13 protein-coding genes and 1 pseudogene are annotated in these 13,487 nt (G+C 56.4%); 6 read left to right on the top strand and 8 right to left on the bottom strand.

The window, feature by feature from the left end; genetic code table 11:
* Positions 1-590: 590 nt before the first annotated feature.
* The 6 genes from IVA91_RS14335 to IVA91_RS14310 form a co-directional block, all read right to left on the bottom strand.
* Positions 591-1,586, bottom strand: coding sequence for a hypothetical protein (locus tag IVA91_RS14335; protein ID WP_247458840.1), 996 nt, complete (start codon positions 1,584-1,586; stop codon positions 591-593).
* Positions 1,587-1,660: 74 nt separating this feature from the next.
* Positions 1,661-1,903 carry a hypothetical protein gene (locus tag IVA91_RS14330; RefSeq protein WP_247458839.1) on the bottom strand — a complete coding sequence of 81 codons (243 nt, stop codon included), beginning with the start codon at positions 1,901-1,903 and terminating at the stop codon, positions 1,661-1,663.
* 12 nt (positions 1,904-1,915) lie between these two features.
* On the bottom strand, positions 1,916-2,902 hold the full coding sequence (locus IVA91_RS14325) for a DUF4268 domain-containing protein (RefSeq protein ID WP_247458838.1): 987 nt from the start codon (positions 2,900-2,902) through the stop codon (positions 1,916-1,918).
* 145 nt (positions 2,903-3,047) lie between these two features.
* Complete coding sequence (locus IVA91_RS14320) at positions 3,048-3,446, bottom strand: thermonuclease family protein (protein WP_346015487.1); 399 nt, start codon at positions 3,444-3,446, stop codon at positions 3,048-3,050.
* 119 nt (positions 3,447-3,565) lie between these two features.
* A complete protein-coding gene (locus IVA91_RS14315; protein WP_247458837.1) occupies positions 3,566-3,970 on the bottom strand; it encodes a sel1 repeat family protein in 405 nt (134 codons plus the stop codon).
* A 36-nt stretch (positions 3,971-4,006) separates the two neighbouring features.
* Positions 4,007-4,309, bottom strand: coding sequence for a hypothetical protein (locus tag IVA91_RS14310; RefSeq protein ID WP_247458836.1), 303 nt, complete (start codon positions 4,307-4,309; stop codon positions 4,007-4,009).
* A 76-nt stretch (positions 4,310-4,385) separates the two neighbouring features.
* On the opposite strand from IVA91_RS14310, the gene IVA91_RS14305 reads away from it, so the two are divergent.
* The 4 genes from IVA91_RS14305 to IVA91_RS14290 all read left to right on the top strand — a co-directional run bounded on the left by IVA91_RS14305 (position 4,386) and on the right by IVA91_RS14290 (position 9,522).
* Positions 4,386-4,601 carry a hypothetical protein gene (locus IVA91_RS14305; protein ID WP_247458835.1) on the top strand — a complete coding sequence of 72 codons (216 nt, stop codon included), beginning with the start codon at positions 4,386-4,388 and terminating at the stop codon, positions 4,599-4,601.
* A gap of 51 nt (positions 4,602-4,652) precedes the next feature.
* Positions 4,653-5,255: a hypothetical protein gene (locus tag IVA91_RS14300; RefSeq protein ID WP_247458834.1), complete on the top strand. Its 603-nt coding sequence runs from the start codon at positions 4,653-4,655 to the stop codon at positions 5,253-5,255.
* Positions 5,243-6,727 (top strand): caspase family protein, encoded by a 1,485-nt coding sequence (locus IVA91_RS14295; RefSeq protein ID WP_247458833.1) that lies wholly within the window; start codon positions 5,243-5,245, stop codon positions 6,725-6,727. The genes IVA91_RS14300 and IVA91_RS14295 overlap by 13 nt, the downstream gene beginning before the upstream one ends.
* A 1,319-nt stretch (positions 6,728-8,046) precedes the next feature.
* Positions 8,047-9,522, top strand: coding sequence for a M12 family metallopeptidase (locus IVA91_RS14290; RefSeq protein WP_247458832.1), 1,476 nt, complete (start codon positions 8,047-8,049; stop codon positions 9,520-9,522).
* A 296-nt stretch (positions 9,523-9,818) separates the two neighbouring features.
* On the opposite strand, the gene IVA91_RS14285 is transcribed toward IVA91_RS14290, so the two are convergent.
* Positions 9,819-10,256 carry a transposase gene (locus IVA91_RS14285; RefSeq protein WP_247458831.1) on the bottom strand — a complete coding sequence of 146 codons (438 nt, stop codon included), beginning with the start codon at positions 10,254-10,256 and terminating at the stop codon, positions 9,819-9,821.
* A 124-nt stretch (positions 10,257-10,380) separates the two neighbouring features.
* The gene (locus IVA91_RS14280; protein WP_247458830.1) at positions 10,381-11,163 is read right to left on the bottom strand and encodes an enoyl-CoA hydratase-related protein; all 783 of its coding nucleotides are present in this window, start codon (positions 11,161-11,163) and stop codon (positions 10,381-10,383) included.
* Positions 11,164-11,839: 676 nt separating this feature from the next.
* Here IVA91_RS14280 and IVA91_RS14275 point away from each other — a divergent pair.
* A complete protein-coding gene (locus IVA91_RS14275) occupies positions 11,840-13,105 on the top strand; it encodes an MFS transporter (protein ID WP_247458829.1) in 1,266 nt (421 codons plus the stop codon).
* Between the two features lie 26 nt (positions 13,106-13,131).
* Positions 13,132-13,487, top strand: a pseudogene (locus tag IVA91_RS14270) (transposase); the annotation flags it as partial.

Genomic DNA, 13,487 nt, shown 5'->3' with positions numbered 1-13,487 from the left:
AGTTGACATGCGACCAATCAAGTTGCTCACCCTCTCATTGTCTCTGCTGGCTGTCCAAGGGGCTTCTGGGAAGGATTGGGAGGTCTTTGGGCTCAGACCAAACATGTCGATAAAGGATGCTGCTCCCGTCATGGCTGCTGCTTGCGCCAGCAAAATTGACAGGCTTCAGCCTCCAAATCCCGTCGAGAATCTCGACATTCGAATCTGTAGGCGGCCCGATGGGGCATCGCTTGAAGTTTGGTATCGATGCGGAAAGCTCCTCTCGACGTTCGTCAGCAAGCAGGTCGAGAGTGGCGGTGAAGCAATGCGAGCGTTAACCGGCGCATGTCTCCCACCTCTCTCAATCGACAATGTTGGTGTACGGCGGATCAGTTTACGTTGTGCCGAGGGTGGGACGGCGGCGATTGAGTTTCCCGAGGTCGGAGAACGACTCGCTTTAACTCTGAGCTACGTATCCGGAAACGCGACTTGCCCCTGAAATTTTCTGGCCCATCCAACACCCAGCAGAGCGTTGGGCGCCCTATGACAAAAGGATCGTCCATCAAGCCGCTCGCCGAACCGATCGCATCAGCTCGCAATGGGTGGCACTACTAGAGGCCGAGATCACATAGTTTGAGAAACTGCGGAGAGAAGCAGACATCTACCTTTTCGCCGTCCCTCTGGAAGCTGTAGCAATGAAGCTCAACCCCGCATTCTCGGACGGCTGCAACGAGCGGGATGCTAGGTGAGCCGGGAAGGAGCAGAATTCGGCGGTGCCCGGAAAGCCTCGGCAACAACCTCGGATAGAGGGTTAGCTGACCTATGCCCTCATAAACGTCTGCTGCCGCGACACCGGTCTTAATCTCAAGCAGCAGCTTCCCAGCTTGGGCTTCGACTACACCATCGACTTCGTAGCCGTATGCGTGCAGGGGTTTGACCAGTTCACGCCCATCCGCGTCGAAGAGGCCCTTCAGCTTCTGCCAGACCTCGCCATGGATGCGCCATCGCTCCTCGCGACTAACCGTAGGTTGCCCCGCGATCTTGCCGCCTTTCTCCGGCGGACCGAATAATTCGACAAGGCGCTTATCGTCCTGCTTTGCCGTCGCCGCCGCGTCGGGGCTCCTTGCGATGCCACACCGAAGTACAAATGCCGCCGTGTTCTGACAGATTTCCGCTGCTGGGCGGTCAAGCGCCGTCACTATGAACCACGCCCGTTTTGCTGGTTTGCCTTCTATCGTTACTGTAGCGGGCCTAAGGCCAGTTCGTTCTTCGAAATCAGGGCTCTCAATGCGAGCAGATTGGGCATTCTTGTGCAGCGTGCCTTGCCTAAGTAGATAACGTTGCCCGGCTGAATCTCGCGCCACGCCAGACAAAGGATTTTCTGTTCCTTGCTCGGGCTCGTTCAGCTCGACAGTCCAATGATCACCAGTAGGATCCAAGCCGAGTTTGTTATCATTGCCATTTCTGCGGAAGTAGATCTTCCCAATCGAAAGCCGCCAAACGCTAGCAAGCCTCTCGCCGTGCTGCTCCATAGCATTTCGCCAAACCGAGAAAGCATCACGGATGTCATACAGGTCAGTCAACAATTGAAGCGGTTCTTGGACCATTCATCCTCTTGGATTCTACTTTGGCCGCGCGTGCCGATTTCCGGGGAAAGCTGCTGACGCCACCATCCACCACCTCACAAAATCTTCAGACCGTAAGCGAGGTGCCAAGCCCAATTCGCACGGGTTTCCGCACTATCAAGGCACGCCTCACGGTCGATTCGCTCCCGAGCATCCTTGATATTGAACTGCGAACAGGCGCCAATAAAGTTGGCGTAGCGATAATTTTCGAGCCGGACCACTGCCGCCCCGAGCCACACAACCGAGATCACGAGTGCCGCAATCGCAAGAAACAGTGAAGCCTTTACTGACGTTCCCATGTCGTTCAAATCCTAGACGGAGGGCTGAGCATCGGCTTGGCCGACCTCGATCTCCTGGGCCAGGTTCAGATTTCTTACTCGGGGGCCGAAGGCTTTCCTAAACTTGTCGACCTCATTAACTAGCCAGTCGATGTACTCCGGCCACTTCTCCCGTTCATAAAGGTCTGCCTCGCGAGAAAGCGAGATGATCTTGTCATCATTCTCGGGATTTGGATTCCACTGCAATTTATGGCCGATCTCGGCTTCGACGGCGGAACGATGAACAAGCAGCTGGGGCAGAGCAGCTTCAGCAACTTTCTTTCCGAGGTAAACTCGCACGCCGATGCGGCCGTCGGCTGTGTTCGCAATGTTCGACAGATATATGTTGGCTTTGCCAAGCGGTACATTGAACCAGTACTGTGCTTGTGGCGTCTGGGTAGACTGGAGCACCTTTCTTTCCAACAGCTTCTTGCTAAACTCGGTCCAAAATTCCAGTTGCAATTTCCGAGCGTCGCTGAATGGCGCAGTGGACTTTGCGACGTTTGCCTGGCGTGCAATATTTGTCGGCTTGCTGAGTACATTGAAGCGCACCGCAGGTTTCGACGCATCGATTTGCCAAAGCTCAACCTCTACAGCGTAGAGATTAAGATCGACGCTTGTATGCTCGTTGAGCCACTCGATCGCCTTCCGATGCTCATCCGTAAATCGCTCTGCAATCCAAACGACCGCGCTCGCCCCGAGAGTCGCTGCATATGTAAGAACTTTTCCTAGATGATCGTGATCGGTTTTGCCGAACTGGTTTTCGATGACGACATAGCCGCCTTGAAGTTCTCGGGCGAGTATGTCTGCCCAATAAGGACCTACCGGGACCTCAACTCTTTCGACTTGCAACTCCAGTCCAATCTCCTTGCCTAGCTTCGCAATGTTCTCTTCTCGCGCCAACCAGGGGGTGAAGTCGATCTCCTCATGCGCCCAAACGCTCTTGGCGACAATTTTCTTTATCTCGCCCAAATCGGTCAATTCTAACCTCCCCAAACCGCGATCCGACTCGATGAAAAGCTTGCAATCTGAAGAGTTGTATCGCAAGTCCCACTCGCCTTGCCAAGCCTACTTTAGGCTCTTGCTTCTAAGGCGTTACAATATTGCATCCCGCGGCCGCAGATGCTTATTCGGCTCGCTCAGAGCAACTATCCGACTTACGACCTTCATTAATGCAAGCGCGATATCGCCAAGGCGCCACGTAGCTGCCCGCCCATACTCCCCGCCGGGCGCGTTCGGCCTCGCGTTGTGCGCCATCGTATTTGCCTTTGGAATAATGAGGCCAATCGAATGCGAGCCCGCCCCGGACGAGCCAGTCTCCCAAGTCCAACGCGCCAACTGAACACGTTGCAACTGTACGACCATACACATCATGGCTTACGGGTTTGCAGCTAATCGGCCTGCCCGCAATAAACCTATCGAGCTCGTTAGCTGACTTCGCTCCGCAGCGATAGGGCAAGCTGTTCTCGCCACGGCAGAGCTGCGAACTTTCAGGGGCATCGATGCCCCAAAGGCGAATGCGCATGCCGCGGACTTCGAGTGTATCTCCATCTATGATGCTTGCTTGTCCAATGATCAGTGCGTTGGCGCTAACGTCGTGAGAGAACACGGTAAGCGCCAGCAATACCGTCAGGCTTGCTGCTCTCAACGGATCGGCTTCCATTCCCGGGCAAGCTTCTGCGCTTCGGCGATCTGAGCTGTCGTCATTCTTGTAGCCAGCTCATCCCGTCGTTTTATGATGTCGTTGCGTATGTCGGCATATTTCACTCTAGGAGCCGCGACGTTCAGCAGCTTGTGCGCTTCGACGTAATCTTGCGCAACGCCAATTCCCTCTGCATACGCAGTCGCTAACGTTACTAATGAGTCGGAATCACCTTGATCCGCGGCCCTCTGGAACCAGGTAATAGCTTCAGCCAAATTCCCCGTGACACCTGGTGTAGGTCTTGTCGCGTCGAAGCCTGCATCGCCAATAGGGTAGTTCATGACGCCGAGACTATATTGAGCAACAGCGCTTCCCCTCTTTGCAGCCTTCTCAATCTCGGCATACACCTCGGAGGGCAGGGGCTGCCCCCGATTCATAAACCGCTAGTTGCGCCCGATATGGCTCAGCGAAGCGACAGCCTCCTGATCCCCGGCGTCGGCGGCTTTGCTGTACCAATTCGCAGCCTCGCGCCAATCCCGCTTTGCACAATATCCAATACTACTGAAGTAACCTAATCGCGAGAACGCGCGTGCAACGCCCTGCGTCGCAAGCTCCTGATATAGTTTAACTGCAGTTTGACAATCGTCGCGGCGCTCTGCTGCTGTCGCTTCCTCGAGAGGGCCTGCACCGGCAGCTGAAGCAAAGCCCAACTGTAATCCTATAAGGATGACTGCCAAAACGCGCATTTTCGCTCTCTTGTTACCTTGACTCGATTAGAACAAAATGAGAACTCTTGCAAAGAGTATTGCGGGAGATAGAGGAATGCCTGCCACCACCGCCCCAACACTCCAATCGGATGCACAAATACTAGAAGCCGCTGCCGATCAGGCCATTGCGGCCTGCGGCGGTGACGCACGCGAGGCTGTCAAGGCGCTGTTGATAGCGAACGAGTTCTTAGAACGCGAGATGGAAGAGCAGGTTTCGCGCGGATACACTCGCGGCTTGAAGCACGGTAGGTTCAGTACGTATTCGGGGTGATCGCAGGTCTCACTCCCTCCCGATCCGTAGTCGTGTCCGGGCCGTTCTCATATGTCCGCGCTGATCATCGGCTTCTATGCCATCGTCTATAGTCAGTGTCATCCATCAGACGGAGAGGGCGACGGCGTGATGAAAAAGGGACGAAAGCGCAAGCGCAAACCGCTGCCAGAGCCTCAGCACACGCTGCTCGCCACCGTGAAATCGGTCGCTGTGAGCTACTATGTGCGAAAGCACGATGAAGGCGTCTTGGACGAAGCCATCACTAATGTGCTTTGCGACATCGTTGCAATGACGCCCAACGTGCCCAAGCACCTCGGGAAGGAGGTGACCTGCTGGTTGAGGTGCTCGCGCAAATATGGTCGCGCTGATGATCCTGGCGAAAAGCACTGGCCGCGCATTGGCAAGGGGCAGACCTTTCCGGAAAGGCCCTTCTTACTCAACATGCGACTTGGCAAGGATGGAGGATTGTTCTCCGCTTACCTGCCTGAGGCTGCATACTGGGCTTTGCAGGCCGACCTGAAGAACGGGCGGTTGAAGTTCATCGAGGCGAGCTTCATCAAGCCGCGCCATGGCGATGGTGATCTGACTAGCATCAATTTCTCGGAAATCCGACACGAGATGCCGCCGACGTTGCGCGTGCCTTGGAACGTCTAGACTTTAAGGTAACCCAGGTTAGCAACGGGACCGCTGCCGATATGCGGAAGGCAATCGTAGAGTTTGGCCGCGCTGCGGAAGGCTCGATGATGGCCGTCGTTTTCTACGCTGGCCATGGAATGGAGGCTGGGGGAGAAAATTGGTTAATTCCCACGGACGCAGAATTGAGAAGCGACGCAGATGTTGACAGCGAAGCAGTCAGCCTGAGGTCCGTTAATCTTCAGGTTAGCAAGGCCCGGCAGTTGGGATTGATCATTCTGGACGCCTGCCGCAACAATCCTTTTGAGGCAAAAATGAAGCGTTCGTTGGCCACTCGTGCTGTAGCCCGTGGCTTGGCGCCGACGGAGCCGACAGACAACGTGCTCATCGCGTACGCCGCTCGTGATGGGACCACCGCAAGTGATGGCGACGGCAGAAACAGCCCATTCACCGCTGCGCTTCTCCGGCACATCGAGACTCCTGGATTGGAGATTTCATTCCTGTTTCGTCGAGTCCGTGACGATGTCATGACCTCGACCAAACGCGAGCAACAGCCCTTTGTCTACGGGTCTCTGTCGAAGGAGGAGATCTATCTCAAAGGACCAACTGTAAGTATTCAGAATGCTCCGGCTGCCAGCCTCACTGCCTCGCCAGTTGTTCCGGCGCCCACCGTGCCCGCACTCAACACTGACACTGGCGCCCCGAAGCAGGCAGCGGCCGCGAGCGCAGCGACAACTGATCGCGGTGTATTCACACCCGAGGACAGTCAGCGGGTAGCGGCAGTAGGAGCCAAGCAGAAACTGAAAATGCCGGAGTTCGCTATCACGGCCGGCAAGTCGGATCCTGCGGGAGCGAACTCGAAGTTCGTCGGCGTGTGGTCCAGCAAGGAAGGTTGGGGAAATGGCAAAGGCCGCCATGCGATGCTGATCATTACTGATGTTTCGGCGACCGGTCTAGCCACTGGGTTCTATCTCTGGGGTCCACCCTCGAAGTTATCTTGGGTGCAAACACCTGCAGGTTATTCCCAGTTTGCTGAGTACATTGACAAAGACAGTTTTTCGCTAAAGTCCCGCGAGACGATCACCGTAAAGCTTGATGGAAAAAACGTGATCAGGTTGTTGAACTTTAATCCCGACCACCCGACTGAGAGGCCCACCATCGACCTCTATCCAGTGTGGCAATTGGTCAAGCCAACGTCTGCCCCGAGTGGCGTATCAGTCAGAGAGCACTCGCCAAAACCCAAAGATATATCGACCAGTGCGCCTTCTTCAGGGGGCAACCTACAGGACCAAACGCGTTCTGCGAAGCAGGCGCAACAGCCGAGTGGCGACTCTCGATGCGACAGGGTGCGTGATCGGCTAGGTTGCCGTTGTGCAGTCCAAAATGGGGGAGGGATCTCGCCGGATGGCAAGAGCTGGTGGTCGAAGCGCCGCACCAGTGATGCCCCCAATGAGGCATTCGTTCAGTGCCAAATCCGAGCCGGCAGAACGTAGAGACTTCGCACGGTTGCCCTAGGACGGACGGATACTAAGGCAGCTCAAAGCTTGGCGAAATTGAGGATCAGCATCTCTACGGCGCTCCCAGTACACTAGACCTCCCGTGCTTTGTGTTTTGGTAGAGCGGGTTAGCCGACATGCCGATAGTTGCAACAGCCCTGGCATATCCGCTAGAATTCTCGTTGAGCGATACGCGTCGCTCCGGGGCGTGGAAACCCTGAACAAGTGGCTGGTGCTGCCGGACTAGGCATCGCATCCTTGACCATTATGGTCGGGGAGCCTGCGGCGTATGTCCAGGTTCACCCGAACTAAAGGTCGTAGGGACCGGCTTGTTCGGTTTTTCAACTCCCCGATCACCAGGGGTCAAGAGGCAATTGCTTACGGGGGCGCACCGTGGGCTAGCCCTCCGGGAGTTGGAAAGATGAATGCGACCAGCGACAGCGCTCACCCAGGATAAGAAAGACGCTGCTGGTCGGACCGCCGCGCTGCTTTGGATCGCGACCGGCATTTACTACTTCTGCGGCCTTTCTGTCATGGCAAGCAGCGGTGTTCTTTGTGGGTGGGATGTTTGCTGCTGCATTCATATTTGGAGCCGTTAGCCACTATCTTTTTTCTACCCACCGCAACTTCTACCTCAATCATGCACGAGGCAGGGCAGCAATGGCGCTCCCAATGGCCATTGCGAGCCTAATTCTCGACATGTTTGAAATCGCAGCGCCGATACCGCTAGGTGGGCTTTCCTCGGACTATTCGGACTGATCTAATTTGGAGGCAACCCATCCGTGTGCTTCGCGGGGGGAGGAGGGGCGACACGTCGTCCGTTCATGTTGGCCTGCCAGGGATGGAAGATGAGACAGGCATCATAAACCTGGTGGCCGTGACCGTGCGGAAGACTCGCAAGGGTCTCGGGCTGTCCCAGGAGTATCTGGCCTTAGAAGCGAGCTGGATCGGAGTTATATCTCAGCCAGGTCGAGCGGGGGCGCCCGCAATTGCGCGATTGTCGTGTTGGCCCGCTTGGCTCGCGCATTGAGGACGACGCCTGACCGCTCGTGCCCCAAAAAGGGCCGTTGCTGATTCCAAATCGCGCCCGGTGTCGGGCTGGTCATTTTGAGCACCGGCCGCGAGGGACGCTTCCCATGCCCCATGGCGGAATGCACGTCTCACCCAAGATCGGCCATCGACCTGAAGGCGCACTTCCGCTGCCGCCGTGCGATGTTACCGCGCGACCCATAGCTGGCATCAATGTGGCCTCATTTACAAGTAATGGTTGCATGATAGAATGCTAAATTTCCGCTTTTCAGATAAAGGATTTTCAGATGCAGACCAGGGCAATTCGGTTAGTCGCACTTTTCATTTGCCTGTTATTCTCACTGCCAACACGTGGCGGCGAAATTCCACCCTCCGGACACGATCCTCTAGAGGGCATTCCTCCGCAGTATTTGGCTCGCGTAGGCAATGACGTTCATTTTGGAGATATGATCTTTAAAGCAAAACAGCCCGGCAACACGACACTTGGCGCCATAGGCGGCGCACTTTGGCCAAATGGAATCTTGGTCTATGCCTTTGACGCCGCCCTAACGGATCCTACTAAACGCAATGCGTTTATCTCTGCATGCAACGCCTGGAGCGTTAACACTACGATCATCTGCCGGTTGAGGACAAACGAAGTCAACTACGTTTTAGTTCGAGAACATACCGGTGATGGGTGCTTTCCTCCTAGTACGACAGTCGCTATTAGCTGCTCGTTCGTAGGCATGGTTGGCAAGGTTCAGAATCTCAGCGTCCATGTTGCTCACTGGGGCGTGCCATACGTACTGATACACGAAATTGGGCATGCGCTTGGCTTGATCCACGAGCATCAGCGCTCAAATCGCGATAGCTTTGTGCAGATCAATTTTGGGAACGTGATCTCCGGAGCAGAGTCGAACTTTGTAACAATGGCGTATACTTCCGCTAGCGATTATGACTACGATTCAATCATGCACTATGGCAATTGCTTGTTTAGCAAATCTGCCTGCGATGAAACTACGTTCGGTACGCAAACAATTTGGCCCGTCGGATGCCAGCGTGACAAGGTTGGTGGAACCAGCATCTCCGCTCTCGATCAGAGCACGATGAGAAATGCTTACGCTCCCGTCGTCATGGCGTTGTTTGTAAGTGAGAGAAGCTCGAAATGCGGTTTACAGGAGTATAATCCGCAGCAGACGCTCGCTCTCTGTGGCGAAAATTGCACTCAGGCGAGTGCGCTAACTTGGATCAGAGTAACGGTGAGCTATGACAGTGAGTGTGGCGTGCCATTCCCGGTGGGAAAAGGCCCAGCCATGTGCGCTGCCAGGCGGCAAGAATATATGAGTCATTGGTTTGATGTTGACCGGCTTTCGTGTGGCATTCCTCCTCGCGACAGAAATGAGATTTGGGCGCAGTGCGGCTGCTCACGTCAGACTTTGAATCTCACTTGCAACAACATGGGATCTACTCCGTCCGAAGATGGAACCAAGAAGCTAGCGCGGTCGAAGGCCTCCAGAGAGAAATCGTTTGGCCGCAATATCCGCCGACTTCGTGACTTAATGGACGCGAGCAAGATCGACCCGGCGGCGATAGAACACGCCACTCGACTGGCTATTGCGAACTACCGAATGCCCGGCTTTCCATGGCGGTTTGGCAATATGCAGTACTGGTCAGAACGACATATAAACAAGGAACGCAGACAAAACCCCACCTACCTGCTTAGTGTGGCAGACGTCGAGTTCTTCGCAAATAAGGCGGGGCTAGCTACCACTCGTATCCAGTAACAATCATGCGCAATCTCAGGCTCACGCCGCTGCTGGCGCGTAGCGGTCATCGGGAGTTCATGGGTACCGGCCTCGCAATTATTGTGTTGACACGACTCCCATGAATTTCCCGATGGAACGTCCTGGCTCAACCGTCCATCGCCATTGGTCGATATAGCCTTGGGTTCCTCATCGAGGCCTCGGTGCCGCATCGGACTTCCTCTCAGACGGTGGTGATCACTCACCTCCCTCGAAGGCGACCCATGAAGAAGCGAACTCGGGGCAACCCGCTACACCGTAAGCGCTTAGCCGTGACCCTATTGAGGCTGGCTTGACGTTTTGCGGAATCGCCACGGCATGAGATCATCGATCTTGCTATGGGGATGACCGTCGATGATCGCCTCGAGTGTTTCAGCGATGTAGGCAGCCGGGTTGACGCTGTTGAGCTTGCAGGTAGCGACTATCGACGCCAGCATGGCCCAGTTTTCTGCCCCGATTTCATGGCCCGCGAAGAGCGCATTTTTTCTGGTTAGGCAGACCGGCCGGATGGCGTTCTCGACCGGGTTGGTGTCGAGTTCGAGACGCCCGTCTTCGAGGAAGCGGGTCAACCCCTGCCAGTGATTGAGCGCATAGCGGATGTCCTCGGCGAGCGTTGAGCCGCTGGAGATCATGGAAAGCTGCTTCTCAAACCACGGTTTTAAAGCCGCAATGAGGGGCAGCGAGTGCTCCTTGCGCGCGGCCAACCGGATGGGCATCGACAGAATTCTAGATCGCAGCGTTGGCCTCGTCGATCCGAAGGAGTGCTTAATCGGGTGCATCGTGGGCCAGTACCGGCACATGTGGAGCGCCGGCAGCAGCGAGGGCTGGGGATCGCGACGGCTAATTTCCACGATACTTTGGCGATCGCTTCTCGAAGAACGCGTTCATTCCTTCCTGCTGGTCAGCAGTGTCGAATGCGCATCGAATTGCCTGGCGCTCGAAGTCGAGCCCGGCGTCCAGGGTGGTCTGAAAGGCGGCGAGAACGGCCACCTTGGCGAGCTCAGTCGAACGCGGCGGCTTTTGGGCGATCAGTTCGGCGATCTCGAGCGCTCGCGCCTGTGCCTGGCCGCTTTCGACGACTTCAGCGACAAGGCCGGCCTGCATCGCCGCACGGGCAGAAATCGATTGGCCAGTCAGTATCATCAGCATGGCCAGAGATTTGCCTGCCACGCGCGTCAGACGCTGGGTTGCGCCGTCGCCTGGCAAAATCCCGATGCTGATTTCAGGCTGTGCAAACTGCGCTCCTTCGCCTGCTATGGCGATGTCGGCGAGCAAGGCCAATTCGTGACCACCACCGAAGCAAATTCCCTCAACCGCGGCGATAAGAGGCTTTGGAAAATTGGCGATGTCCCGCCACGCAGAACGTCTCGCGGGATTGTCGATTGCCTCAAACCCGCGCTGCTGCATCTCCTTAATATCGGCTCCGGCAGAGAAGAAGGCTTCGTGCCCGCAAAGGACGACGCAACGAACATCCTCATTGAGCGCAGCCTGCCGCAAGTTCGCGCCAAGCTGTGCGATCAGGTCGTTGCTTAAGGCGTTTCGTTTCGACGTCCTGTTCAGCGTCACAACGCGCACATGGGCCCTGGGAGAGGTCGAGAGGATGAGATCGGGCTTGCCGGTCATTGAGGGTGTCTCCTGAAAGAAGTCAGAAAGGCAGCCTATAAACTGAAATCGTTTTCTACGCAAAACATGCTTTCTTTATAGTCAATCCGACTGACCAGGCTTCGAGCAGTTTCGGGCTGCTCAAGAAAAAATTGCTGGTCAGACTGGGAGAAGGTTTAGCGGCGGCCCTTTCTGCGCTTGACTCCGGAATCTAGAGCGCCTACGTTTATGAAATCGATTTCAGAACTGCGATGTTTTCTTAGCCAGATGACGGCGTAGTAGCGCGGCGCCGTCCAACAAGAACAACAGCTTCTTCACGAGTGCGCTTTGGCAACAGGAGGGATGGAAACCATGGGAATGGGACAGGGCTCGCGCGCGTTTTGTACGCAGCGCGTTCGGTGGCGTCTGCTCTTGGGCGGCTGCACAGATCGGAATCGCCGCTCGCGATCTCTTTGACTAAGGTCATGCAAGAGCCGGTCGTGCGGCCGCACGACTTGCGAAATCGCGAACCAAGACGGCCTTATCGGCGGCATGCCGCGTACCCGTTGGCGCCTGCGCCTTCACCGCTACGAGCCGGCCCGCTCAAGTCGCGTTTATCTTAGATAGCGCCGCACTCCGCGCAGTAGAGCCAGCGAGCGGCTGCTCGTCCTTGCTTGACCGCGGCATCATTAACGCCATTGACTGAGCTCGAGGACACATGAACATTATTGCTCAACCCAGTGCCGTATCTGTTCAGCTTGATAATCAGATTGCGAACAGACGGATGACCGTCGGCCTCGGAGGGGGCGTAGCGCTGGAGTGGTACGACTGGAACGTCTACGGCGTGATGGCGGCGTTTCTCTCGCCGCACTTCTTTCCTTCCGATGATCCCACGACCTCGCTGCTTGCGGGGCTAGCCGTGTACGGGGCGGGCTTCTGCGCGCGGCCACTGGGAGCGGCTTTGCTTGGCCCAGTCGCAGATCGCATTAGCCACAAGCGAGTAATGATGATCTCGGTGACGGCGATGGCGGTTTGCTCGCTGCTGATCTCTCTATTGCCGACGTACCGGGACATCGGCGTCACGGCGGCTGTGGCGCTGCTTATCATGCGCCTTGTTCAGGGGCTTGCTACCGGAGCCGAGGCGGGTGTCGCCAATGCAATCGCAATTGAACTGGCGCCGCCCGGAAAGGAGGGGCGTTATCTGGGGCTGATCGGTGGCACTTTCATCCAGCTAGGCAACCTTGGATCCAGCCTTGTTGCGTTTCTGGTGAGCGCATCGGTTGCCCCTGAAGCGATGCGCGAGTGGGCCTGGCGCGTACCTTTTGCGGTCGGCGGGGTGCTGGGCCTACTGGTCATTTATCTGCGCACGTCGGTACCGGAGACCTTGATCCATCGGGTTATGCATCGCCAAGATGAGTCGTCGCGAATTCAGGAAACCACCGGCGGTGTGTGGAAGACGCTCCGGAGCGTGCGGCTATCCCTGCTTGCGGTCATCCTGGTGATCGGATCGGTGCAGATCGCCAACTATGCCTGGAACACCGGTCTGCCCAATATGGCGAACACGGTGTTCAAGGAGAATAGCACCTCTGTATACGGAATTATGACGCTGATGGTCTTGATCTGGATGTTGGCCGCCCCCCTTGTTGGCGCCTTCGCTGACAAGGTGCGGCCCTCGCGTGCGTTCACGCTGCTGCGCCTACTGCTCATCCCATGCTTTTTCCTGACGCTGCTTTATTCGGAGAAGGGCATCTCCACGTTCTTCCTTGTCACGGTATTCGGCGGAGCCATCGTGGGGTTCAACATGGCGCTCTATAACTTCATCGCTACCACCCTGATGCCGCGTGCCGTGCGCACCACGGGCGTAGCGCTCGGTTACGCGCTCGGCGTCTCATTGTTTGGCGGCACCTCACCGTATCTTCTTGTGTGGTTGCAACGCGAGCACATGGCCTTGAGCTGCTGCCGGTTTGATGGACACCGAGATTAGGTGTTTCATGAAGCCGGAGGTGGGCGATGAAGAGACGGAAGTTCAGTCGCGAGTTCAAGATCGAGGCGGTCAAGCTGGTTAGGGAGCGTGGGGTGTCGGTGGCGCAGGCCGGGCGCGACCTGGATGTTCATGAGAACGTTCTGCGCAAATGGGTGAAAGAGTTCGGCTCCGATCCGGTGCAGGCCTTTCCCGGCCACGGGCAGATGAAGCCGGAGCAGCAGGAGATCGAGCGGTTGCGCCGTGAGGTCGCCAGGTTGAAGGCCGAGCGGGATATCCTAAAAAAGGCCGCAGCCTTCTTCGCGAAGGAAGCGACATGAAGTTCGTCTTCATCGCGAAGCACCGGGCGATCTGGCCGGTGGCATGGCTATGCGATGCGCTGGGG

This window comes from Bradyrhizobium sp. 153, assembly GCF_023073835.1.
Lineage (GTDB): Bacteria > Pseudomonadota > Alphaproteobacteria > Rhizobiales > Xanthobacteraceae > Bradyrhizobium.
This window is presented reverse-complemented; position numbering and strand designations above follow the sequence as displayed.

What these genes read in the sequence shown, in the direction of transcription:
- IVA91_RS14275 (WP_247458829.1), top strand. Translation starts at nt 11,840, where the DNA reads ATGAACATTATTGCTCAACCCAGTGCCGTATCTGTTCAGCTTGATAAT.
- IVA91_RS14300 (WP_247458834.1), top strand. Translation starts at nt 4,653, where the DNA reads ATGTCCGCGCTGATCATCGGCTTCTATGCCATCGTCTATAGTCAGTGT.
- IVA91_RS14285 (WP_247458831.1), bottom strand. Translation starts at nt 10,256, where the DNA reads ATGCCCATCCGGTTGGCCGCGCGCAAGGAGCACTCGCTGCCCCTCATT.
- IVA91_RS14280 (WP_247458830.1), bottom strand. Translation starts at nt 11,163, where the DNA reads ATGACCGGCAAGCCCGATCTCATCCTCTCGACCTCTCCCAGGGCCCAT.
- IVA91_RS14305 (WP_247458835.1), top strand. Translation starts at nt 4,386, where the DNA reads ATGCCTGCCACCACCGCCCCAACACTCCAATCGGATGCACAAATACTA.
- IVA91_RS14320 (WP_346015487.1), bottom strand. Translation starts at nt 3,446, where the DNA reads ATGCGCATTCGCCTTTGGGGCATCGATGCCCCTGAAAGTTCGCAGCTC.
- IVA91_RS14310 (WP_247458836.1), bottom strand. Translation starts at nt 4,309, where the DNA reads ATGCGCGTTTTGGCAGTCATCCTTATAGGATTACAGTTGGGCTTTGCT.
- IVA91_RS14335 (WP_247458840.1), bottom strand. Translation starts at nt 1,586, where the DNA reads ATGGTCCAAGAACCGCTTCAATTGTTGACTGACCTGTATGACATCCGT.
- IVA91_RS14290 (WP_247458832.1), top strand. Translation starts at nt 8,047, where the DNA reads ATGCAGACCAGGGCAATTCGGTTAGTCGCACTTTTCATTTGCCTGTTA.
- IVA91_RS14330 (WP_247458839.1), bottom strand. Translation starts at nt 1,903, where the DNA reads ATGGGAACGTCAGTAAAGGCTTCACTGTTTCTTGCGATTGCGGCACTC.